Annotated in this window: 20 protein-coding genes and 1 pseudogene; 14 read left to right on the plus strand and 7 right to left on the minus strand. The window is 70.2% G+C overall.

The genetic code is table 11. The features are described from left to right. The first annotated feature begins 40 nt into the window (after positions 1-40). Complete coding sequence (locus RF650_RS00955) at positions 41-745, plus strand: TIGR03089 family protein (RefSeq protein WP_131333286.1); 705 nt, start codon at positions 41-43, stop codon at positions 743-745. Between the two features lie 98 nt (positions 746-843). Here RF650_RS00955 and RF650_RS00960 read toward each other — a convergent pair whose 3' ends face one another. Then, complete coding sequence (locus RF650_RS00960) at positions 844-1476, minus strand: GtrA family protein (protein ID WP_131333287.1); 633 nt, start codon at positions 1474-1476, stop codon at positions 844-846. Between the two features lie 190 nt (positions 1477-1666). Here RF650_RS00960 and RF650_RS00965 point away from each other — a divergent pair. The 5 genes and pseudogenes from RF650_RS00965 to RF650_RS00985 form a co-directional block, all read left to right on the plus strand. Next, a pseudogene (locus RF650_RS00965) lies at positions 1667-2836 on the plus strand (5-(carboxyamino)imidazole ribonucleotide synthase); the annotation flags it as partial. 102 nt (positions 2837-2938) lie between these two features. Continuing rightward, entirely contained in the window at positions 2939-3445 is a 507-nt protein-coding gene (gene purE / locus RF650_RS00970; protein ID WP_311253951.1) for a 5-(carboxyamino)imidazole ribonucleotide mutase, read from the plus strand. 157 nt (positions 3446-3602) lie between these two features. Then, positions 3603-5315 (plus strand): LCP family protein, encoded by a 1713-nt coding sequence (locus RF650_RS00975; protein WP_368813861.1) that lies wholly within the window; start codon positions 3603-3605, stop codon positions 5313-5315. 40 nt (positions 5316-5355) lie between these two features. Then, positions 5356-6348 (plus strand): peptidoglycan bridge formation glycyltransferase FemA/FemB family protein, encoded by a 993-nt coding sequence (locus RF650_RS00980; protein ID WP_131333290.1) that lies wholly within the window; start codon positions 5356-5358, stop codon positions 6346-6348. After that, the gene (locus RF650_RS00985) at positions 6345-7100 is read left to right on the plus strand and encodes an SDR family oxidoreductase (RefSeq protein ID WP_131333291.1); all 756 of its coding nucleotides are present in this window, start codon (positions 6345-6347) and stop codon (positions 7098-7100) included. Before RF650_RS00980 ends, RF650_RS00985 begins: the two co-directional genes overlap by 4 nt. 173 nt (positions 7101-7273) lie before the next feature. Here RF650_RS00985 and RF650_RS00990 read toward each other — a convergent pair whose 3' ends face one another. Both RF650_RS00990 and glpX read right to left on the minus strand, forming a co-directional pair. Continuing rightward, positions 7274-8827, minus strand: a complete 1554-nt coding sequence (locus RF650_RS00990; protein WP_311253942.1) for a hypothetical protein — start codon at positions 8825-8827, stop codon at positions 7274-7276. A 75-nt stretch (positions 8828-8902) separates the two neighbouring features. Next, complete coding sequence (gene glpX / locus RF650_RS00995) at positions 8903-9913, minus strand: class II fructose-bisphosphatase (RefSeq protein WP_064846181.1); 1011 nt, start codon at positions 9911-9913, stop codon at positions 8903-8905. A gap of 139 nt (positions 9914-10052) precedes the next feature. Here glpX and RF650_RS01000 point away from each other — a divergent pair, with 139 nt between their 5' ends. The 7 genes from RF650_RS01000 (at position 10053) to RF650_RS01030 (ending at position 17480) form a co-directional block, all read left to right on the plus strand. Continuing rightward, complete coding sequence (locus tag RF650_RS01000) at positions 10053-10730, plus strand: DUF4245 domain-containing protein (protein WP_368813862.1); 678 nt, start codon at positions 10053-10055, stop codon at positions 10728-10730. A 123-nt stretch (positions 10731-10853) separates the two neighbouring features. Beyond that, the gene (locus tag RF650_RS01005; RefSeq protein WP_082943280.1) at positions 10854-11504 is read left to right on the plus strand and encodes a carbonic anhydrase; all 651 of its coding nucleotides are present in this window, start codon (positions 10854-10856) and stop codon (positions 11502-11504) included. Positions 11505-11652: 148 nt separating this feature from the next. Next, positions 11653-13059, plus strand: coding sequence for a class II fumarate hydratase (locus RF650_RS01010; protein ID WP_064846178.1), 1407 nt, complete (start codon positions 11653-11655; stop codon positions 13057-13059). 640 nt (positions 13060-13699) lie between these two features. Next, positions 13700-15442, plus strand: a complete 1743-nt coding sequence (locus RF650_RS01015; protein WP_131333293.1) for a pyruvate dehydrogenase — start codon at positions 13700-13702, stop codon at positions 15440-15442. 363 nt (positions 15443-15805) lie between these two features. Next, entirely contained in the window at positions 15806-16474 is a 669-nt protein-coding gene (locus RF650_RS01020; protein WP_368813894.1) for a sugar-binding domain-containing protein, read from the plus strand. A 274-nt stretch (positions 16475-16748) separates the two neighbouring features. Next, positions 16749-16913, plus strand: a complete 165-nt coding sequence (locus tag RF650_RS01025; RefSeq protein WP_242670460.1) for a hypothetical protein — start codon at positions 16749-16751, stop codon at positions 16911-16913. Positions 16914-16916: 3 nt separating this feature from the next. Beyond that, positions 16917-17480 carry an FGGY-family carbohydrate kinase gene (locus RF650_RS01030; RefSeq protein WP_242670462.1) on the plus strand — a complete coding sequence of 188 codons (564 nt, stop codon included), beginning with the start codon at positions 16917-16919 and terminating at the stop codon, positions 17478-17480. Between the two features lie 117 nt (positions 17481-17597). Here RF650_RS01030 and RF650_RS01035 read toward each other — a convergent pair whose 3' ends face one another. Beyond that, positions 17598-18065, minus strand: coding sequence for an NUDIX domain-containing protein (locus RF650_RS01035; protein ID WP_131333295.1), 468 nt, complete (start codon positions 18063-18065; stop codon positions 17598-17600). A 41-nt stretch (positions 18066-18106) separates the two neighbouring features. Beyond that, positions 18107-18646 carry an A24 family peptidase gene (locus tag RF650_RS01040; RefSeq protein ID WP_131333296.1) on the minus strand — a complete coding sequence of 180 codons (540 nt, stop codon included), beginning with the start codon at positions 18644-18646 and terminating at the stop codon, positions 18107-18109. 79 nt (positions 18647-18725) lie between these two features. Here RF650_RS01040 and RF650_RS01045 point away from each other — a divergent pair, with 79 nt between their 5' ends. Beyond that, positions 18726-19496, plus strand: coding sequence for a hypothetical protein (locus tag RF650_RS01045; RefSeq protein WP_131333297.1), 771 nt, complete (start codon positions 18726-18728; stop codon positions 19494-19496). Between the two features lie 159 nt (positions 19497-19655). Here the strand turns inward: RF650_RS01045 and RF650_RS01050 are convergent, their stop codons facing one another. Both RF650_RS01050 and RF650_RS01055 read right to left on the minus strand, forming a co-directional pair. After that, entirely contained in the window at positions 19656-21011 is a 1356-nt protein-coding gene (locus RF650_RS01050; RefSeq protein WP_131333298.1) for a PhoH family protein, read from the minus strand. A 142-nt stretch (positions 21012-21153) separates the two neighbouring features. Next, positions 21154-21915: an isoprenyl transferase gene (locus tag RF650_RS01055; RefSeq protein ID WP_085106979.1), complete on the minus strand. Its 762-nt coding sequence runs from the start codon at positions 21913-21915 to the stop codon at positions 21154-21156. Positions 21916-21983 lie beyond the last annotated feature (68 nt).

A 21983-nucleotide genomic window follows, 5' to 3' on the forward strand; every position in this document is an offset into this window, starting at 1 on the left:
GGAACCCGTGGTTCCGTCACATACCCTAAGGAGTTTCCTCGTGGGACGCACACCGACAGACCTGACCCAGGCCCTGCAGACCGTGGCCGAGCGCCCCACCCCCGCTCTGATCTGGCGCGACGGCGCCGAACGGGTCGAGCTGTCCGGGCGGGTCCTCGTGAACTGGGTCGAGAAGGCCGCCGGGCTGCTCGTGGACGAGCTCGACGTCGGCGCCTCCGACGTCCTCACGATTTCCCCCGCGCCGCACTGGCGACTCGTGGTGCTCACGTTCGCGGCGTTACGCGCGGGTGCGCGCGTGGACTTCACGCGTCATCCCGAACCGGATTCGGTGGTCCATGCGTACCCGGAGTCTCACCCTGACGACGACGCCGCGGCCCAGACCCTGCTGGTGGTCGCCGAACCCGCGCTGGCCTTCGAGTGCTCGGGGCCCCTGCCCAAGGGCGCGGTGGACTTCTGCGACGAGGTCCGGGCCCAACCGGACATGTACGGGGGTCTCGAGAACCCGGAACCCGACAGCGTGGCCCTGCCGTCCGGGGTGACCCACGCGGAGGTACTGCCGCGAGCGTTGGAGCTCGCCGGAACCGACGAGGGCACCGTGTACCTGCCGCTCACCGAGGGTTGGGGCGAGAACGCGGCCCTGCGGACCCTGGGGATCATCACGGCCGGTGGGGCGGTGTTGCTGACCGCGCGTCCCGAGGACGCCACGGCCGCTGTCCTGGACCAGGAGCGCGCAACCCGCGGTTGACACCGAAACACGGTGGCGCCTGCACCGGGCCGCGCGACCGGCGGTGGTCCGGCCGGCGTTTGTCTGGTGCAGGCGCCCTGTTCGACGGTCCTCGCGGATCAGGACGCGCGGCGCACGTCCTGCTCGGGAAGGGTGTTCGCCACCGTGTCCTCGGGCCGCGGCGCCGGGTTCCCGTGGTGGGATGCCGGGTCGTCGTGTCGGGGCGTCGTGTCCTCGCGCTGCGGGATCACGGGGATCTGCCCGGTGATGAACGCGAGTTCCTGGTCCGGGCTGCTCGCGAAGTCCGGGTCCTGGTCCAGCTTGGTGCTGAACACCCAGAAGCGGTAGGCGAAGTAGCGGAAGATCGTGCCCAAGATGGTGCCGATGATCGTGCCGGAGATGAAGGACGCGGTCGCGGAGGTCAGGCCCAGGACGTAGTAGCTGACCCCGAGGCAGCCGAGTTCGATCCCCATGCCGATGCCGTTGGCCACCAGGAACTGCACGAGTTCCTTGCGTTTGTCCTCTTGGCGCTTGTCCCGGAAGGTCCACAACCGGTTGGCGACCCACGAGAAGATGATGGCCACGACCGTGGCGACCACTTTGGCCTTGATGTGGCTTTCCGCGAAGTACTGCGTGTGCATGAGTACCCAGACCAGGCCCGCGTTGATGGCGAACGCAGCCGCACCCACGACCCCGAACTTCGCGAGTTCTTTGACGAACAGATTCCACAGCGCGTGTGCGCGATCAAACATTTTGTTCAAGATTCGATCCCAATCTGACGCTCGGGGAAGAGGGATGGGTGGCCGCACCGGCGTGGCCCGCCGCCCACCCGTGACCCGCCACGACACGGATGATGTGGCCTCCGCAGGAAGATTGAGTGCATCGTACTCCGAAATGGCTGAACGTCCGCTGTGGCGCTAGCCTGAAACCGTGAATTCTCCCATTACCGGTCCTGTCATTGGTGTGGTGGGCGGCGGGCAGTTGGCCCGCATGATGGCCCCCGCCGCCGTCGCTCTCGGCGTGGAACTGCGCGTGTTGGCCGAGGGCCCGGAGGTCAGTGCCGTGGCCGCGGTGCGCACGGCACCCACAGGTGACTACACGGATCTCGAGACCCTGCAGCGTTTCGCCGCGGACGTGGATGTGCTCACGTTCGACCACGAACACGTTCCCACCGAGCATCTGCGCGCGCTCGAGGCGCAGGGTGCGGCGGTGCGTCCGGGGCCGTCCGCCCTGGTGCATGCGCAGGACAAGCTCGTGATGCGCCGCGCCGTCGCCGAGCTGGGCTTGCCCAATCCGCAGTGGCAGGAAGTCCACTCCCCGCAGGAACTCGTGGCGTTCGGCGAGCGCGTGGGTTGGCCCGTGATCCTCAAAACCCCGCGCGGCGGGTACGACGGCAAGGGCGTCCTCAAGGTCGACGGCCCGCAGGACGCCGGCACCGGCACCGCCGCCGAGTGGTTCGAACGCGCCACCGGCCAGGACGACGGCGCCGGGTTGCTCGCCGAGGAAGCGGTCGCGTTCTCGCGGGAACTGTCCGCGATGGTCGCGCGCCGGCCCTCGGGGCAGACCGTGACGTGGCCCGTGGTGGAGTCCATCCAGGTGGCCGGGGTGTGCGACGAGGTCATTGCCCCCGCCCCCGGCCTGGATCCCCAGGTGGCCCGCGCGGCACAGGACGCCGCGGTCCGGCTGGCCGAGGAACTGGGCGTGACCGGGGTGATGGCCGTGGAGCTGTTTGAGACCCCCGGGACGGACGCGGGTTTCGCGGTCAACGAGCTCGCCATGCGCCCCCACAACTCGGGTCACTGGAGCATGGACGGATCCGTCACGGGACAGTTCGAGCAGCACCTGCGCGCCGTGCTGGACTGGCCCCTGGGCGCCACGGACGTCGTGGCCGGGGCGGCCGTGATGAAGAACTACCTGGGCGGGGACAACCAGGACCTCTTCGCCGCGTATCCGCAGGCACTGAGCGCGGAACCCCGCGCCAAGATCCACAACTACGGCAAGTCCGTGCGCCCGGGGCGCAAGATCGGCCACGTCAACGTGGTGGGCGGCGCCCACGAGGTGCAGCGGCTGCGGGAGATCGCGACCCACGCGGCGAGCATCCTGCGCGACGGCGAGGACCGCGGGGTGCGACCCACCGACGTGAGCGATGCTCCCGAGCGGCAACCGTGGGGTGCGGTCCCGTCCGGTCAGGACGAGGCCCCGCGCGTGGGTCTCGTGATGGGCTCGGACTCGGACTGGGCCACCATGCGGGCCGCGGCCAAGGCCCTCGAGGAACTCGGGGTCCCGTACGAGGCGGACGTGGTCTCCGCGCACCGGATGCCCACCGAGATGCTCGAGTACGGCCGTACCGCCCACGAGCGTGGCCTGCGGGTCATCATCGCCGGGGCCGGCGGTGCCGCCCACCTGCCGGGCATGCTCGCGTCCGTCACGCCGCTGCCCGTGATCGGGGTGCCCGTGGCGTTGAAGACCCTGGACGGCATGGATTCCCTGCTGTCCATCGTGCAGATGCCCGCGGGGGTTCCCGTGGCCGCGGTGTCGATCAACGGCGCCCGCAACGCCGGTCTGCTCGCCGCCCGGGTGCTGGGATCGGCGTCGGACGCGTCCGGGCAGGACCTGCGGGAACGACTGCGGGACTTCGCACAGGAGCTCTCGGAGGCGGCGCACCGGAAGGGCTCCGCGCTGCGTGACGCCGTGAGCCGCGGAACCGCCTCCCAGGACTGAGCGCCACCCCCTTCGGGGTGCATTGTCGGCCCGGACCCAGGCGGACAAGGCACAATGATCGGGTCGGGATCCGTTCTCCTCTGATGGATCCCGGCCCGGCGGGCCCGCACCCATGGCCCGTCGCAACACCGACTTCCCCTTCAGCACGGAGTTGCACGTGAACGGATCCAGCGACCGGCCCGACAACGCCGCCCCCCATCCCACGGCCACCAAGGCCTACGAGAGCGTGGCGTCGGGCTCCCATACCGCATCGGACGAGCCGCCCGCGGGCGCCACCGCCGAGCGCCACCCGGGCGACGGACCGCGACGATCGCGTTCCCGCGTGGGGGATCCCCTCAGGAGTCCCCGGTTCGCTGCACCCGCCACCCGCACCAAGCGCGCCTGGTGGCTGCTGGGTACCACGTTGCTCGTGCCCGGTTCCGCGCAACTCGTGGCGGGCCGACGCGGCCTGGGGCGGATCGCCGTGCGCGTGACCGCCGTGGTGTGGGCGCTCGTGCTCGCCGCCCTGTTGTTGTGGGTCGTGTGGCGCAGCGCGCTGATCTGGTTGCTGACCAACAGTGTGACCTCCGCGGTGCTCATGTACGGCCTCGTGGCGCTCGCGATCGGGTGGGTGCTGTTGTGGTTCGACACGCTGCGCCTGATCAGACCCGGGTTGCTCGGGGACGGGACGCGCCGGGCCGTGGTGCTCGTGACCGTGCTCGCGATGCTCGTGACCGGAGGGGGACTCGGCTACGCGGCGCACCTGGTCTCCGTGGCCCGCAACGCGGTCTCGGACATCTTCGGCGGGGGCATGCCGTTCGCCCCGGAGGACGGGCGCTATAACATCCTGCTCATGGGCGGTGACGCCGGTGACGACCGCGAGGGCCGCCGCCCGGACTCCATGACGGTGCTCAGCATCGACGCCTCCTCGGGGCAGACGGTCACGATCTCCCTGCCCCGCAACCTGCAGAACGTCCCGTTCTCGGCGGACTCCCCCATGAACTCGGTCTACCCCGAGGGGTTCGATTGCGGGGACGAGTGCATCATGAACGCCGTCTACACGGACGTGATGCAGAACCACAAGGACCTCTACCCGGACGTCGCCGATCCCGGGGCGCAGGCCACCAAGGAGGCCGCCGAGGGCGTCACGGGCCTGAAGATCCAGGCGTACGCGCTGATCGACATGGACGGCTTCGCGTCCCTCGTGGACGCGCTCGGCGGGATCGACATCAACGTGGGTGGCCGCGTACCGATCGGCGGCGGGACCAACCTGGACACGGGGCTGAAGAACCCCATCCTGGGGTGGATCGAGCCCGGGACCCAGCACATGGACGGCTACCACGCCCTGTGGTACGCCCGCTCCCGCGAGGGCGCCACGGACTACGACCGCCAGGCCCGGCAGCGCTGCGTCCAGGCCGCGATGCTCGCGCAGCTGAACCCGGTCGCGGTGGCCACCAAGTTCGACGAGCTCGCGAGCTCTGGCCAGCAGATCCTCGAGACGGACATCCCGCAGTCCTCGATCGGCTCCATGGTCACCGTGGCCACGAAGGCCAAGGACCACGAGCTGCAAGCGTATGCGGCGGGTCCTCCCTACTACGACCAGTCCTTCCCCACCTATCCGGACTACGCGCAATTCCAGTCCGACGTCTCCCGGGTCCTGGCGAACGCGAACGGCGACGACGCCCAGGCCGCCAGGGGCGCGCGCGGCGACGCAGCGGTGTCGTCCGCCGACACGCCCGGCACCGTGGGTTCCCAGGGTGCGGCGCGAACGGGCGGGGTGTCCGCGCTGGGCGGCGGTGCGGGCGTCGGGACGGCCGTGGTCGTGCCCGCCGCGCTCAAGGTACCGGCGCAGGAGCAGTTGTCGCCGAACGGGACGTGCTCGGTCCCCTGACCCGGCACCCCGGACCCGCGCACTCGGTACAGTTGAGGGCGTGGCGAACATCCTGCAGTCCCCCGAATGGGCACGGTTTCAGCAAAGCATCGGACACCGCGTGATCCAGGCGAATGGGCCGGGCTGGCGGTACCTCGCGACCGTCGAGGGCGGGCGCACCGGACGGTACCTGTACTGCCCGTACGGCCCCGAAGCGGACTCCCCGCACACGTTCGACGCCGCTCTGGCGGACCTCACCGCTCAGGCCGAGGCGCACCGGTGCTGGTTCGTGCGCGTGGAGCCGATCAACGGTCACCCGGTGGACGGTCTGGAGACCCCGGAGGCATCGCTCAAGCGGCGAGGCATGAAGCTCGCGCCGCGCCAGGTGCAACCGGGACACACCCAGCTGATCGACCTGCGCAAGGACGCCAAGGACCTGCTCAAGGACATGAAGTCCACCAACCGCAATCTCTACCGCAACATCCACAAGAAGGGCGTGAGCATCGAGCGCTCCGAGGATCCCGCGGACGTGCGGTACCTGCTGACCTTCCTGGACGCGACCGCCAAGCGGCGCAACTTCAATCGGCAGCATGACGACTACCTGCAGGCCGTCGCGGAATCGCTCATGCCCGCGGGTGCCGCGAGCCTCTACCTCGCCAAGCTGGACGGTGAGCCGATCGCGGCCTCGCTCGTGTACGACTCCGAGGACACCCGCACCTACGCGCACGCGGCCACGGACCAGACCCACCGGAAGCTCTCGGCGGGGATCCCGCTCGTGGTGACCATGATCATGGACGCCAAGGAGAAGGGGCTCACGTGGTTCGACCTCTTCGGCACCGCTCCCGAGGGCGCGGGGCCCGAACACGAGTGGTACGGCTTCACGTCCTTCAAGAAGTCCTTCGGCGGCGAGCCCGTGTCCTACCCGGGGACGTGGGACCTGCCGGTCTCCCGCGCGGGCTACACCGCCTACGGTGCGGTGCGTGCGGGCCGTGAGACCCTCGGGGCGGCCCGGGGCAAACTGCGCACCCTGCGCGAGCGTAGGGTGGGCGCATGACTCGCACAGCCCTGATCACGGGTGCCACCGGTGGCATCGGACGTTCCTTCACCCATGCCCTGCACGAGCGCGGCTACGGTCTGATCCTCACGGGCCGCAGCACCGAGAAGCTCACGGAACTGTCCCAGACCGTCACGGGCGGCACCGCGCAGATCGTCGTGGCGGACCTCGGGACCACCGAGGGGATCGACACCATCGTGGACGTGCTGGAACGCAACCCCGTGGACCTGCTGATCAACAACGCGGGCTTCGGCAGTCACGGCGAGTTCGCCCACCTGCACCTGGACCACGAGATCGAGGAGCTCACGGTCAATGTCCGGGCCCTCATGACGCTGACCCACACCGCCCTGGGTGCCATGACCGCCGCGGGGCACGGCGCGATCGTGAACATCGCGTCCGTGGCGGGCTTCCAGCCCCTGCCGTCCATGGCCACGTATAGCGCGTCCAAGGCGTTCGTGGACCGCTTCAGCCTCGCCGTGGGTGTGGAGGCCCGCAAGCACGGCGTACACGTGTTGAGCGTCAACCCCGGTCCCGTGGACACCCAGTTCTTCACGGTCGCCAATGCGCAGGCCATTGAGCTGGGCCGTTCCGCGAATCCGGACGACCTCGTGGCCGCGACGCTCACGGCACTCGACAAGAAGCGGTCCCGGCTCGTGTTCCCGCGCGCGTACTACGTCCTGGATGCCCTCACGGGCGTGCTCCCGCGGTCGCTGGTCGCGCGCGCCGCGAACGTGGTCTCGGGCCGCAAGTAGTCCCACCCCGCGCCGGCAGAGTTCGTCCCGGGCGGGCGGGGCTCGTCGCCCGGGCGGGCAAGTCTCGTCCCGGCCACGCCGTGCGGCCAGGCACGGCCCTCTTCGCGCCGCGCGCCTCGGCTCGCGCGAGTCGTTCACACCGTCCACGGCGTGCGCCGCAGGTCAGGACCCGTTCACCAGCGGGCGGCGTCGCGGACCGCCGCCCGGCCCTCCTCGACGGCGCGACGCAGCAGTCCGGCGGCCGCGCTCTGACGCCGCGAAGCGCTCTGCGTGTCCCCGTCCGTGCTCGGGGTTCCGGTGACCGGTGTGCCGGTGGACTGCGCGGTCCGCTTGCGGCGGGCCAGCGGGCCCGGAAGCATGCCCGTGATCATGCCGCCCCGCGCCGAGCGTGGTGAACGGGTCGCCCCGGAGTCCTTCGATGTACCGCCCGGGAGCTGATCCGCGGAGCGCACCAGATCCGGATCGGCGTCCACCCCGGGGCTCGTCCGGGAGGACGGCGCGGCGTCGTCCTCACGGGAACGCGCTGCGGTAAGACTGTCGGATGGCTCGACGGGCGAGTCCTCGAAAGCCGCGGACCCGGCAGTCGCGTTCCCGGCGCGTGCCGGCTGGGGCACGTTGTGGGGGGCCGCGGCCGACGTCGTCGGCTCGGGTGCGGCGTCGTCGCGGACCGCGGGCTGCTCCGGCAACAGGTCGTCGGGGGCCGCGTTCTTCGAGCGTCTGCCCAGGAACCGGCGCCGGGTCTTCTCCACACGGCCGGCCACCTGGAACTCGCCGAGCAGCGGGTACTCCCACGTGCCGGGGGCCTCGTGCTCCTCGGTCGCGAGCTCGCGCAACACCATGGGTTGCGAGGGCCGGTCGGGGTCCCCCGCGAGCACCTTGTGCACCTGGCGCTGCTGCAGTTGGACCAGGCCCGTGAGCAGGAGGGCGTCGTCCACGCCCAGCTGGCGGGCACGATCGGTGAAACCCAGCCGGTAGATCATGGCGGATTCCCCGGTGTGCACGAACCACAGGTACCCCAGGGCGGTCTCCGTCCCGTCCTCGAGGTGCTCGGTGGCCACGAGGAACACGGAGTTCTCCCCCACGGCGCGTAACAGTTCACGGATGTACTCACTGCGCAGACCCACGTTGGACAGATCGCGGTCCGAGGCGCGCACCCGGCGCACCCGCACGCCGGAATCACGCAGCCCGGCGCGGCAGCGCTGCAGCGTGTCGTCCGACAACCGCTTGGACAGCTCACCCTCGGTCTCGCCCAGTCGCACCACGAGGTGACGCGGTCCGGCCTCCCCCTTGCGGGGCTTGTCCGCGCGGCGGTAGCCCGCGCCGGTGAGCAGCTCGGTGAGTTCGGGGGTGGCGTCGGTGTCCGGGCTCACCCGTAACACGGCGGCCTCGTGTGCCGTGCGGGCGTGGTCCTGCAACGCGGCCAGGACCTCCGTGAGGTGGCGCGGATTATTGACGTGCAGGGACCGGGCGTCCACGACCGTGTGCAGGTCCTCCCGCAGGATCACCAACTGGCTGTAGCCCACGGTCTGCTGACCCCGATCCACGGCCACGCGTTCGACCCTGGCGTCCTGCGCGGTCAGGGCCTCGGCGTCACCGATGCCCCACAGCAATTCGGGGTGTCCGCCCGTGACACGGACCCGGGCGTCCCAGGTCTTCCGATTTCCGCAGGGGGTCACGCTCAGCGCCACGGGGTTTCCTCTCCTCAGGCCCACAACGCGTTCCAGCATAGCCGGGCACACACCGCGCGCGTGCCCTCCCCGACCGGGGTGAACACGCGCGCGGTGTGTAGAGAGTGTCGGGGATCAGCCCTGGTTGCGCTCGTACTTCTCCCACTTCTTGGCCAGGTGCTCGGCCTCGACCATGCGCACCGTGCCCGAACGCGAACGCATCACGATGGACTGGGTGGTGATGGTGCGCCCGCGGTAGCGCACACCGCGCAGCAGGTCGCCGTCGGTGATGCCCGTGGCGGCGAAGAAGCAGTTGTCGGACGTCACGAGCTCGTCCGTGGTGAGGATCCGATCCACGTCGAGTCCTGCGGCGGCGGCCTTCTCCCGCTCGGCGTCGTCCGTGGGGGCCAGCCGGCCCTGGATCACACCGCCGGTGGCCTTGACGGCGCACGCGGTCACGATGCCCTCGGGCGTGCCGCCGATGCCCATCATGATGTCCACGCCGGTGCCCTCACGGCACGCGGCGATCGCCCCGGCGACGTCCCCGTCGAGGATCATGCGGGTGCGGGCACCGGTCGCGCGGATCTCGTCCACGAGGCCCTGGTGGCGGGGGCGGTCCAGGACGCACACGGTGACCTGGTTGGCCTTGACACCCTTGGCCTTGGCCACGAGGTGCACGTTCTGCTTGACAGGCAGGCGCAGGTCCACGAGATCGGCGGCCTCGGGGCCCACCACGAGCTTGTCCATGTAGAACACCGCGGAGGGGTCGAACATGGAGCCGCCGTCCGCCACTGCGATCACGGCTAGCGCGTTGTTCATGCCGAGAGCGGTGAGCCGGGTGCCGTCGATGGGGTCCACGGCGACGTCCGAAGCCGGGCCCTTGCCGTCGCCCACCTGTTCGCCGTTGAACAGCATGGGGGCCTCGTCCTTCTCGCCCTCACCGATCACCACGGTGCCGTTGAAGTCCACGGTGGAGAGGAACGAACGCATGGCGTCCACGGCCGCGCCGTCCGCGCTGTTCTTGTCACCGGCGCCCACCCAGTGGCCACCCGCGATCGCGGCGGCCTCCGTGACCCGCACCAGTTCCAAGGCCAAATTCCGGTCCGCCACATTGCCCGCTCTGCTCTGCTGGGTCGCTTCTGCCACGTTGTTCCTCACATTCGAGTTTCGGGTCGCCCCGGTGGCCGCCTGCCGGGCCCGGCGGCACCACCATGACACGTACGTCCAGCATATCCTCGGGTTCCCAGGATTGGGCCGGTCCCCGGGAGCACGGCACAATGGGTTCGTGAGTTCTTCCGCTTCCGGTCCCGGTGCCGGGTCCTCCCCCGATCCCCGCGACGCGCACGCCGCGCCCGCCTCCGCCGCGGCCGACGACGCCGCCACCCCGGACGCGGATCAGGCGCCGGTCCCGCAGCTCACCCGCAAGCAGGCCTCGCGGATCAACGCACCCATCCGCGGCATGGTCATCTCCATGCTCGTGCTCATCCTCCTGTTGTTGCCGTTTTTGTGGTTGCAGCCCAAGCCCGATGCCCAGCCCTACCGAGCACACGTGGACGTGAGCGAGGAGGCGCGCTTTGCGGGTGACCAGGCCCCGTTCACCCCCGTGGCCCCGGCGTTGGGGGACGGGTGGAGCGCCAACTACGCGCGCTGGGAGGCGCAGTCCCAGGACGGCGTCCCCCTGTGGAACGTGGGTTTCCTCTCCCCCGGTTACCACCTGGTGGACATGGCGCAGACCGCCCGGTCCAATCCCACGTGGCTCGCGCAGCGCACCCAGCTGATCCCGCCCACGGACGAGCGCACGGTCAATGGGATCACATGGCAGATCCATCACCGTGACGCCTCGGGCAAGCAGGACGAGTTCACCGCGTGGGTCGGTGAGCTCAAGGACTCCACGGTGGTGCTCAGCGGCCAGGCCCCAAGCGCCGAGTTCGAGCACGTCGCGGGGGCCGTGTCCGGGCAGTGACGCCGGGCAGCGGGACCGGGCGCAGCGACGTCGTCGAACCGAGGTCCCGGAACCGGGGCTAGTCTAGGACCCGAGCGAGCCGACCCGGCCCAGCCGTCGTGCCTTCGAGATTTGGAGATCAGCGTGAGCACTCAGCCGTCTGCCGTGGAAAACACACCCCGCACCCCGTTGGGGGCCTGGCGGAAACTGCGGGAGGGCAACGCCCGGTTCATCTCGGGTGACACCCTGCACCCCCACCAGGACGCCCAGCGCCGCAAGGACCTCGCGCAGTCCCAGAAGCCGTTCGCGGTGATCTTCGGGTGCTCCGACTCCCGCCTGGCCGCGGAGATCATCTTCGATCTCGGGCTCGGCGACGCCTTCGTGATCCGCACCGCGGGCCAGGTGATCGACAACGCCGTCCTGGGCACGCTCGAGTACGCGATCGAGGTCCTCGGCACGCCGCTGATCATGGTGCTCGGCCACGACTCGTGCGGCGCCGTGACCGCGACCAAGGCCTCCGTGGAATCCGGGGAACTGCCCCGCGGTTTCCAGCGGGACCTCGTGGAGCGCATCACGCCGTCGGTGCTCGAGGCCCGGAGGCAGGGCCACACGGACCTACAGGACATGGTCGTGGAGCACACCAAGCAGACCGCGGCGCGCATGCTCGACCAGTCCGCGGCGATCTCCGGCGCGGTCTCCCGGGGCGAAGCCGCCGTGGTCGGCGTGTTCTACCACCTCTCGGACGGCCAGGCGGACCTCGTCTACAGCAACGACCCGGCGTTCCGGGACGCGTGAGTCCCCCTCCCGGATCTCACCTCCCATGCCCTGCTGAATGACGACGACGCCGCGCGCTCCCGGGCACACGGCGTCGTCGTCCTCCGCATCGCGGTAGTACGGCGACCGCGAAGGCTGACGACGGGGCCGTGGGCCTAAACTGTGGGCCATGGCAGAAAACACCGAGTACCGCATCGAACACGACACCATGGGTGAGGTCCGCGTCCCCAAGAACGCGCTCTACCGAGCCCAGACCCAGCGCGCCGTGGAGAACTTCCCGATCTCCGGCACCACCCTGGAACGCGAGCACATCAAGGCGCTCGCGCAGGTGAAGAAGGCCGCCGCCACGGCCAACGAGGAACTGGGTGTCCTCGACGCCCAGCGCGCCCAGGCCATCCGCGACGCCGCGGACGCCGTGGCCTCTGGCCAGTACGACGAGCACTTCCCGATCGACGTCTTCCAGACCGGCTCGGGGACCTCCTCCAACATGAACACCAACGAGGTGCTCGCGACCCTGGCCACGCGCTCCCTCGAGTCCGAGGGCGTGGAGGTCCACCCCAACGACCACGTCAACGCGTCCCAGTCCTCCAACGACGTGTTCCCCACCTCGGTGCACGTGGCCGTGACCAACGCGCTGATCAACGACCTCAAGCCGGCCATGGACGTGCTCGCGATCTCCCTGGAGAAGAAGGCCTCGGAGTTCAAGGACGTCGTGAAGTCCGGGCGCACGCACCTCATGGACGCGACCCCCGTGACCCTGGGTCAGGAGTTCGGCGGCTGGGCCGCCCAGGTGCGCTACGGCATCGAGCGCATCGACGCGTCCCTGCCGCGCGTGGCCGAGGTGCCGCTGGGCGGCACGGCCGTGGGTACCGGGATCAACACCCCGGACGGCTTCTCCGCGCGTGTGATCGAGCTGCTCTCCGAGGAGACCGGTCTGCCCCTCACGGAGGCCCGCAACCACTTCGAGGCGCAGGCCAACCGCGACGGGCTGGTGGAGGCCTCAGGACAGTTGCGCAACATCGCGTACTCGTACATGAAGATCATGAACGACATCCGCTGGATGGGTTCCGGGCCGAACACGGGCCTGGGCGAGCTGCACATCCCCGACCTGCAGCCGGGATCCTCGATCATGCCGGGCAAGGTCAACCCCGTGATCTGCGAAGCAACCATCCAGGTGGCCGCCCAGGTGATCGGCAACGACACCACCGTGGCGCTGTCCTCCACCAACGGCGCGTTCGAGCTGAACGTGGGCATCCCCGTGATGGCCGCGAACCTGCTCGAGTCCATCCGTCTGCTCGCCAACTCCTCCCGCGTGGCCGCGGAGAAGATGGTGGACGGGCTGCAGGCCAACGAGGATCGCTGCCGCTTTCTGGCCGAGGCCTCCCCTTCGATCGTGACCCCGCTGAACAAGGCCATCGGCTACGAAGCCGCCGCGAAGATCGCCAAGCACGCCGTGGCCAACAAGGTCACCGTGCGCGAGGCCACCATCGAGCTCGGCTACGTGGACGGCGAGAAGCTCACCGAGGAGCAGCTGGACAAGGCCCTGGACGTCACCACGATGACCGGCAAGCACTGATCCGCTCGTCCCGTAGGGCGCTCACCGGCCCCCGGTGAGCGCCCCGGGAAACAGGGGCGTGCTCGCGGCACCCCGTCAACGGCAGAACTCGGCCACCCGTTCACCGGGTGGCCGAGTTCTTCGTCGCGGCGGGGACCTCCTGACCGCCGAGCGGTCGGGGAGGTCCTACGGAAGGTCACGCCTTCCGGGGTGAGGAGGCCGCGCACCGGGAGACCCCGGTGGCGCCGGCCACGGCGCAGGAACGCTGCGCCCGTGCCACGGTTCGAGCACCCGCACCCGGGTGTTCCCCCACCGCCCCGCTGATGCGCGACATAGCCCGAGGCGCTCCCGCGTTCCCGCGGCCGCTCAGATGCACGTGGAACTGCGGCGCCGTGGTCCCCGCATGGGACACGGTGGGCTCACGATCGGACGGGGTAAGTGTGCGAATGCTCACGGGCTCCATCATGTCATGTGCGGGGCGATCGCGCGGCGGCGCGGGACCGAGCGGCCGCGGGGCCCTCGTGGGACGCCGCACGCACCGGTGTTCCGTTGCCCACAGATCTCTTTGACCGCAAGGATCCGGGACTATCCTGGGTGGCAGAGACATTCGTGATGCCAGCCCGGGTGCTCCCGCGGCGGGCCGTTCCCCCGAGGAGACAGTGTGAAACTTGCAGAGCAGATCGTCCAGCAGCTAGTGGAAGCAGGTGTGGAACGGATCTACGGCGTGGTGGGCGACAGTCTGAACCCCATCGTGGACGCCGTGCGCCGCACCGGCGGCTCCGCCAAGGGTGGGATCGACTGGGTGCACGTGCGCCACGAGGAGGCCGGTGCGTTCGCAGCGAGCGCCGAGGCTCAGCTGACTGGCAAGCTCGCCGTGTGTGCGGGCTCCTGCGGGCCGGGCAACCTGCACCTGATCAACGGGCTCTACGACGCCAACCGCTCCGGTGCGCCCGTGCTGGCGATCGCCTCCCACATCCCCTCGCAGTACATCGGCTCCGAGTACTTCCAGGAGACCCACCCGGACCGGATCTTCACCGAGTGCTCCGTGTACTCGGAGCTGGTGAGCACCCCGCAGCAGTGCCCCGCCGTGGTGAGCTCCGCGATCCAGTTCGCCGTGACCAGCCCGGGCGTCTCCGTGGTCACGCTGCCGGGCGATCTCGCGGACTCGGACGCCGCTGTGGAAGCCCGCCCGTTCGCCGTGCCGGCACCGAGCGCCGTGGTCCCCTCAGACGAGACGGTCGAGCGCATGGCCCAGGCCCTGAACTCGGCCAAGAAGGTCGCGATCTTCGCGGGCATCGGCGTGGCCGGCGCCCACGACGAGGTGATTGCCCTCGCAGACACCTTGAAGGCGCCCGTGGGCCACTCGCTGCGCGGCAAGGACCAGATCCAGTACGACAACCCGTTCGACGTGGGCATGACCGGGCTGCTGGGCTACGGCGCCGCGGCGGAGGGGCTGCACGACGCGGACGTGATGGTCATGCTCGGCACGGACTTCCCGTACGACCAGTTCCTCCCGGACGTCACCACCATCCAGGTGGACACCGATCCCACCGTGATCGGGCGCCGGACCGGCGTGGACATCCCCGTGCACGGTGACGTGAAATCCACGATCCTCAAGCTGCTGCCCGAGCTCACGGTCAAGTCCGACCGCTCGTTCCTGGACAAGACCCTGGCCAAGCACGACAAGCTCATGAACAAGGCCGTGGGTGCGTACACCCGCAAGGTCGAGAAGATCACGCCTATCCACCCCGAGTACGCCGCGTCCATCCTGGACCAGGTGGCCGCCGAGGACGCCGTGTTCACCGCGGACACCGGTATGTGCAACGTGTGGAGCGCCCGCTACATCAACCCGCTCGGCACTCGTCGCATCCTGGGCTCCTACCTGCACGGGTCCATGGCCAACGCCCTGCCGCAGGCGATCGGCGCACAGCTGGCCCATCCGGGACGCCAGGTCATCTCGATGTCGGGCGACGGCGGGCTTTCCATGCTCATGGGCGAGCTGCTGACGCTGGCGACCTACAACCTGCCCGTGACCGTGGTGGTGTTCAACAACTCCACGCTGGGCATGGTCAAGCTGGAGATGCTCGTGGACGGGCTACCGGACTTCGGCGTGGACGTGCCCCAGGCGAACTACGCGCAGATCGCAACCGCCATGGGCATGCAGGGCATCCGGGTGGAGAAGCCCAAGGACCTCGAGTCCGCGTTCACCACCGCACTCGCCCACCAGGGCCCGTCCGTGGTGGAGGTCATCACCGACCCCAACGCCCTGTCCATCCCCCCGGAGATCAAGAAGGACCAGGTCTTCGGCTTCGCCACAGCGATGTCCCGCATCGTGCTCAACCGCGGCGTCGGTGAGGCCGTCTCCATGGCCCGCTCCAACCTGCGCAACATCCCGCGCGGCTGACCGGCGGCCGTCGTCCTCACGACGGCGCACGCGGAGGGGGACCCGATGGCACGCTGCCACCGGGTCCCCCATTGCCGTAGCCGGACCACACCGCGCCGGTGCTGCCGGGTGCCGCGAGGCCCCGGAAGCGTGTGACCCGGACCATATAGGATCACGGGAGCAGTGACCCTGTTCGCTCCCGTCAGGATTGGAGGCGGTGTCCCATGACCGCCGAGGACCCCTGGCCGCCCACCGACCCCGGGCGGCGTCGGCACCTGCTCGCCAACCTGGCGCACGGCTACTCCGTGGAGGGCGCCTCCAAAATCTCCCTGGGCAAGCGGTCCGGGCTCTCCCGGTTCCAGGTGGCCCGCCGACCGGGACGCCCTGGGCCGGGCCGTTCCCCGGGAGATCACGCGGGTGCCCCGGGACGGGGACACCCTCGGAATCTCCTGGTCCGGCGCCCTGCAGCACGCGGTGAAGCACCTCCCCGAGCTGCCGCACAACGATATCGTCCAGCTCGCCGGTGCCCTGCGCACGGACGACACCACGGAGAAAGAGTCACCGCGCCTGTTCGCCGAGCTTCGCAGCCGCACCGCGCGGCCCCTGTGGGCGCCCCTCGTGGTCGACCAGCCCGCGGCCCTGAAGAAGTCTCCCGAGATCGACGTAGCGCTGAGACGGGCGGACTCGCTCGACGTCGCCGTGCTCGCCATCGGCGGGTGGTCGCCGGACACCTCGACCGTGTGGCCGCGTGTGAGCGAGGACCTGGCCCGGGCGGCGGCGCGGGCTGGAGCGGTGGCGGAGATCTCCAGCCTCCTCCTTGACGAGTCCGGCCACGAGCTGGACACTCCAATCGCTGGGATGGTCGTCTCGGCAAGCGTCGCGCAGGTGCGCTCGGCCCACCACAGGATCGGGGTCGCCTCGGGAGCGGAACGGGCCCCCGCCGTCCTCGCCGCGGTGCGGGGGGGGCTGGTGAGCCACCTCGCGTGCGACACGGCCCTGCGTGACGAGGTGGAACAGCTTCTGCGCGCCAGTGCACCGCCCCGCGAGGACTGAACCGCCGGGCGCTCCCACCGGCACCCGCCGTTCCCGCTGTCGGTCCGCTCCCGATCGGCACGATCGTTCACCGGCCGTTTCCTCGCCCTCAGAGCGGACACCATGACCAGCACGGTCGTCGGCATCGACTCCCCCAGTCCTGCAAGGTGCCGGTCGTGGACACGGCCACCGGCCGGACCGTGACCTCGGCCAGCGCGCCGCACCCGGACGGCACGAACGAGGACCCCGCCGCGCGACGCGCTGCGTGCGGCGTGGGGCGTGGGGCGAGGCGGGCGTGGCCGAGCACGACGACGTCGTGGGCGTCCCCGTCGCGGGCCAGCAGCACGGCATGGTCGCGGTGGACGGGGACGGGAACCCCGTCCACGACGCCCTACTGTGGAACGACATCCGCAGAGACCCCCAGGCCACCCGCATGATCGAAGAGCACGGGATCCAGTGATGGATGAATCAGCTGGTCATGGCCCCGGTCCCGTCCATGACGCTGTCCAAGCTCGCGTGGCTGCGGGAGAACGAACCGCAGGCCGCCGCCCGCGTGGAGCGTGTCATGCTCCCCCACGACTGGCTGACGTTGATGCTGTGTGGAGAGTTCACCACTGACCGCTCCAGCGCCTCCGGGCGGCTGGGCGGGATGACGCGCGCGTCGATGACCCGCGAGAACCTAGCGCGCTCCGCGGTGCTGTCCGTGGCGGACTCCCTGGCGGACTGCCTGGATATCCTGCGCGGCGTGGACGTGGTCCAGCACGTCCTGCTGATCGGCGGAGGGGCGAAGTCCGAGGCGCTGTGCAGCGTCTTCCCGGACACCCTCGGCATGCCCGTGGCGGTGCTGGAGACCGGCGAGTACGTGGCGCTCGGCGCCGCCCGCCAGGAGGCGTGGGCCGCGGGCGAGTTCCCGCGGTGGTCACGCTCCGCCAGCCGGGAGCTGCGTCCCTCCGACGACGCCGGTGTGCGCGAGTTCCGCCGCCGCTACGGCCTGGTACGACGGGCCACGGAGGCCGAACTGGCCTGAGCCACCGGTGCCCGACGGCTCCCTGGAGGGGCGGGTGATCTGCTTCCGCGCCCCCCTCGCCCCGGGTGCACCGCCGGGGCGTCTCACGTGCCCGATTCTTTCGGCGCGGCCGTGACGTCAGCACTCGAAGCCCGTGCGCCCCGTGAACTCCAGTGCGGCCCGTAGCCGGTCGGCCTGGTGCTCCGGCATGGGAGGCAGCTCATCCACCGGGTACCAGCCCACGGCGAGGGACTCGTCGTCCGCCACCCGCGCCTCGCCGGAGACGTAACTGCACAGGAACGTGTGGTCCAGGAACTGGCAGCGGTCCCCGTTGGGGAATTCGACGACGTCCCCGGCCTTGACCCGCACGAGGTCGTCCACCGTGACCTCCACGCCGGTCTCCTCGAGGCACTCGCGGCGGGCGGCGACCCCGGGGTCCTCCCCCGGTTCCACGATCCCGGTGATCAGACCCCAGTTCCCGTTGTCCGCGCGCCGCCCCAGCAGCACCCGGCCCTCGTGCAGGACCACGGCGGTGCACCCGGGCAACCACAACAGGTCGTGATCGATCTTGCGGCGCAGGTGGGCGATGAACTCGGGAACGGGCACGGGTGTCTCCTCCTGGGTGGGTACGACTGCGCGGGCGGCGTTCACAGGAACGCCACGACACCCAAGCTTCCCACGATCATGAACGGCCCCAGGGGGATGCGACTGCTCGCCCGGGCGCGGCGCAGGATCAGCAGTACGGCGCAGAACAGCCCGGCCAGCACGAACGTGGCCGCGAGCGCGAGCACCGTATGGGTCACGGACGAGAATCCTGTGAGCAGCCCCAGGACCCCCGCGAGCCGCACGTCCCCCATTCCCATGCCGGCGGGGTTGATCAACCGCAGGGCCAGGAAGAGTCCCTTCATGATGAGCAGACCCCACAGCATCCACCACAGGCGCACGGTGTCGTGGGCGAGGACGGCGGAGGCGCCCAACAGGAGGACGGTCACGGGATACAGCGGGCGCACCACCCGCCCCGGCAGGCGGTGGTATCGGATGTCGGTGGCGGCGAGCCACACTCCTGTGCATGCGAGCACCATGACGGCCAGGGCGCAGGCCACCGCGGCCAGCTGTGCGCCGACCGTGGCTTCCTGCAGGTGCGCCCCCACGAATCCGCCGATGCCCGCAGTGTCGGGCTGAAGCATGAACTCATCCTAGGCACCCCGCTGTGGTGCGGGTCATGAACGGCGGCCCATGTGGAGCACGGGTTCGTAGACTGGGCCCATGATCGCTCCCTGGCAGAACAGGCCCGCCCGATCAACCGTGTCCGAGGAGTCCTTCGCCGCGCTGTGCCGGTCCTCCCCGTGGCGTTGGGACACGGTGCGGTTCACGCTGTACTGGGTGAGCGAGGATCCGGACACCGCCGCCCACCCCGTGCGCGTGTGGCTGCGCCGGCCCTCCGATGTGCGCGTGGAGACATTGCAGGGCGACGTGCTGTACGCGAGTACGTCCCTCGAACGCTCCCGGGACGACTTCTACGTCACGGACACGTCCCGCTCCTGGTTGCTGCCTCCCGCGCTCGTCTCACCGGTCTACGACGACGACGGCCTCGTGCTCCGCCGCCCCGAGGCTGCCTACGGGGACCCGATCTTCGGGGGCGGGCGCTGGCAGGCGATCCTGGACCCCGTGGAATGCGTGGGCCCCGCGCCCACCCCGCCCTACCTCCCGGAGCAGCGCCCCTCGCAGTTGTCCTCTGTGGTGGCCGGGGCCTTCGCCAAACGCCGGGTGTGGTGCGCGACCGTGGAGCCCAGCGTGCGCTACCGGCCCGTGACCGCGAACCACCCGCTCGCCCCGGGTCCCACGCGGATCGCGGTGGACACCGCGACCGGCGTCTGCGTCTACTCCCACGTGCTGCGCGGACCGTACGCGGGTCAGGGCCACCGACTCGTGATCGAGGCGGTGGACGAATACCAACTGGACGACCTGTTCACGCAACAGGACTTCAACCTCACGGACGTCTCCCGTCACGTGCCATGGCCTGTGCTCCCGGCCTGAGCCGCCGCCCGTGATCCGCACCGGGCGGATTCCCCAGGGGCCGCGCTTCTCGGGTGTCCAGGGCGCGCAGCCCGTTCGGACCTGACGACGACGCCGCGGGCTCGGGACGACCAGGCCGGGCGGGGGACGACGCCGCCCTCCCGGCCCGGCGTCGCCGGGTCACACGTCCTGGCGCTCGAGCAGGTCGGTCACGAGGGCCGCGATGGGTGAACGCTCGGAGCGCGTGAGGCTCACGTGCCCGAACAACCGCTGACCCTTGAGCGCCTCGACCACGGCCATGATGCCGTCGTGACGTCCCACCCGCAGGTTGTCCCGCTGGGCGACGTCGTGGGTGAGCACCACCTTGGAGTTCTGCCCGATCCGGGACAGGGCGGTGAGCAACACGTTGCGTTCGAGCGACTGCGCCTCGTCCACGATGACCCACGCGTCGTGCAGGGACCGCCCGCGGATGTGGGTCAGGGGCAGCACCTCGAGCATCCCGCGCGCCACGATGTCGTCCACGACCGCGGGTGAGACCACGGAGGACAGCGTGTCGAAGACCGCCTGACCCCACGGGTTCATCTTCTCCTCCTCGGTGCCGGGGAGGTAGCCCAGGTCCTGGCCACCCACCGCGTAGAGCGGACGGAACACCATGATCCGGCGGTGCTCCCGGCGTTCCAGAACGGCGTCGAGCCCGGCGCACAGCGCGAGCGCGGACTTGCCCGTTCCCGCGCGACCGCCCAGCGAGACGATGCCCACGGCGGGGTCGGTCAGCAGGTCGATGGCCAACCGCTGTTCGGCCGAGCGTCCCTGCACCCCGAACACATCCCGGTCCGCGGCGACCAGGCGCGCCTGCCCGTCCGGTTCGGTCCGGGCGAGAGCGCTGCCCGCGGACGAGCGCAGGACCAGACCCGTGTTCACGGGAAGCTCCCGGGCGCCCGGCACTTCCGTGCGGCCCTCGGCGTAGAGGCCGGAGACGACGTCTTCCGCGACGTCCAGATGGGCCACGCCCGTGTACGCGTCGTCACCACCGATCCACTCACCGCGGTACTCCTCCGCGGCGAGTCCCAGGGCGGAGGCCTTGAGCCGCATGGGCAGGTCCTTGGACACCACACACACGTCGTGGCCCTCGCCGGAGAGGTTCGCGGCCACGCTCAGGATGCGTGAATCGTTGTCCCGCAGCCGGAAGCTCTGGGGCAGCACCGTGTCCGCGACGTGGTTGAGTTCCACCTGCAGGCACCCGCCGTCCGCAAGGTCCACGGGCCGGTCCAGGCCGCCGTGGGTCACGCGGAGGTCGTCCAGCAACCGCAGCGCCTTGCGCGCGAAGTACCCCAGTTCCGGGTCGTGGCGCTTGGCCTCGAGCTCGGTGATCACCACCACGGGCAGCACCACGCGGTGCTCGGCGAAGCGGAACACGGCGCGCGGGTCCGAGAGCAGCACGGACGTGTCGATCACGTACGTGCGCACACCGGCCGCGGAGCCGTCCTCCTCGAGCGCGCCGGATCGGACGGGGGTTACGGGGGTGTCGATGCTCATGGGGCCCTTTCACTGCGGAGTCCTTGGCCGGTGTGTCCGGCACCTCTCACGCTAGGGAGGTCGATCAAGGGTGGCGCGCCCCACCGGTGAACGGCGCGTGAACATCCGCCACGGGCCCGTGAGCGGGACCGGTAGGGCTGGCTCAGCCCCCGAATCGGCGCTGACGGCGCGCGTAATCGCGCAGGGCCCGCAGGAAGTCGACCCGGCGGAAGTCCGGCCACAGCGCTTCGCAGAAGTAGAACTCGCTGTATGCGGACTGCCACATCAGGAAGCCCGAGAGGCGTTGTTCGCCGGAGGTGCGGATCAGCAGGTCGGGATCGGGTTGCCCGCGCGTGTAGAGGTGTGCGGAGATGTCCTCCACGCTGAGCTCCTGCGCCATTTGCGCGAGCGACGCACCGCGGGCGTCGGCGTCGGTGAGCACCTCGCGTACCGCGTCCACGATCTCCTGCCGCCCCCCGTACCCCACGGCGATGTTCAGGTGGGGGCCGGGATTGTCCACCGTGCGCTGTGCGCTGTTCAGCAGTTGCTCCTGGAGCTTCTCCGGGAGGGTTCCCAGGGCACCCACGGGCTGGATCCGGCAGATCCCTTCCTCCTGCAGCTCGCACATGAGGTTGGTAATGATCTCCAGCAGGGCCGTGAGTTCCTCGCGCGGACGGTTGAGGTTCTCGGTGGAGAGGATGTAAAGGGTGACCACCTGGATGTTCAGCTCGTGGCACCAGCGCAGGAACTCCACGATCTTGCGTGCGCCCGCCCGGTGGCCCTCCTCCGTGGTGGCCCCGAACTGGCGCGCCCACCGGCGGTTGCCGTCCACGAGCACACCCACGTGATGCGGCAACTCGTCCGCGGTGAGGGTGCGCGCCAAGCGGTGTTCGTAGAAGGAATACATGACACGGGGAAGTTTCACAGCGTCATTCCTCCCCTGAGTCGGCCCGGTCCACACGGATTCACACCCCTAAACTACCTGTAGGGCAG

Source organism: Kocuria sp. CPCC 205297, from assembly GCF_040981035.1.
Lineage (GTDB): Bacteria > Actinomycetota > Actinomycetes > Actinomycetales > Micrococcaceae > Kocuria > Kocuria marina.

Bases quoted from the DNA above. Each gene is read 5' to 3' on its own strand.
- RF650_RS01030 (WP_242670462.1), top strand. From the start codon at position 16,917: ATGAATCAGCTGGTCATGGCCCCGGTCCCGTCCATGACGCTGTCCAAG.
- RF650_RS01040 (WP_131333296.1), bottom strand. From the start codon at position 18,646: ATGCTTCAGCCCGACACTGCGGGCATCGGCGGATTCGTGGGGGCGCAC.
- RF650_RS01050 (WP_131333298.1), bottom strand. From the start codon at position 21,011: ATGAGCATCGACACCCCCGTAACCCCCGTCCGATCCGGCGCGCTCGAG.
- RF650_RS00985 (WP_131333291.1), top strand. From the start codon at position 6,345: ATGACTCGCACAGCCCTGATCACGGGTGCCACCGGTGGCATCGGACGT.
- RF650_RS00990 (WP_311253942.1), bottom strand. From the start codon at position 8,827: ATGCTGGAACGCGTTGTGGGCCTGAGGAGAGGAAACCCCGTGGCGCTG.
- RF650_RS01010 (WP_064846178.1), top strand. From the start codon at position 11,653: ATGGCAGAAAACACCGAGTACCGCATCGAACACGACACCATGGGTGAG.
- RF650_RS00960 (WP_131333287.1), bottom strand. From the start codon at position 1,476: ATGTTTGATCGCGCACACGCGCTGTGGAATCTGTTCGTCAAAGAACTC.
- RF650_RS01045 (WP_131333297.1), top strand. From the start codon at position 18,726: ATGATCGCTCCCTGGCAGAACAGGCCCGCCCGATCAACCGTGTCCGAG.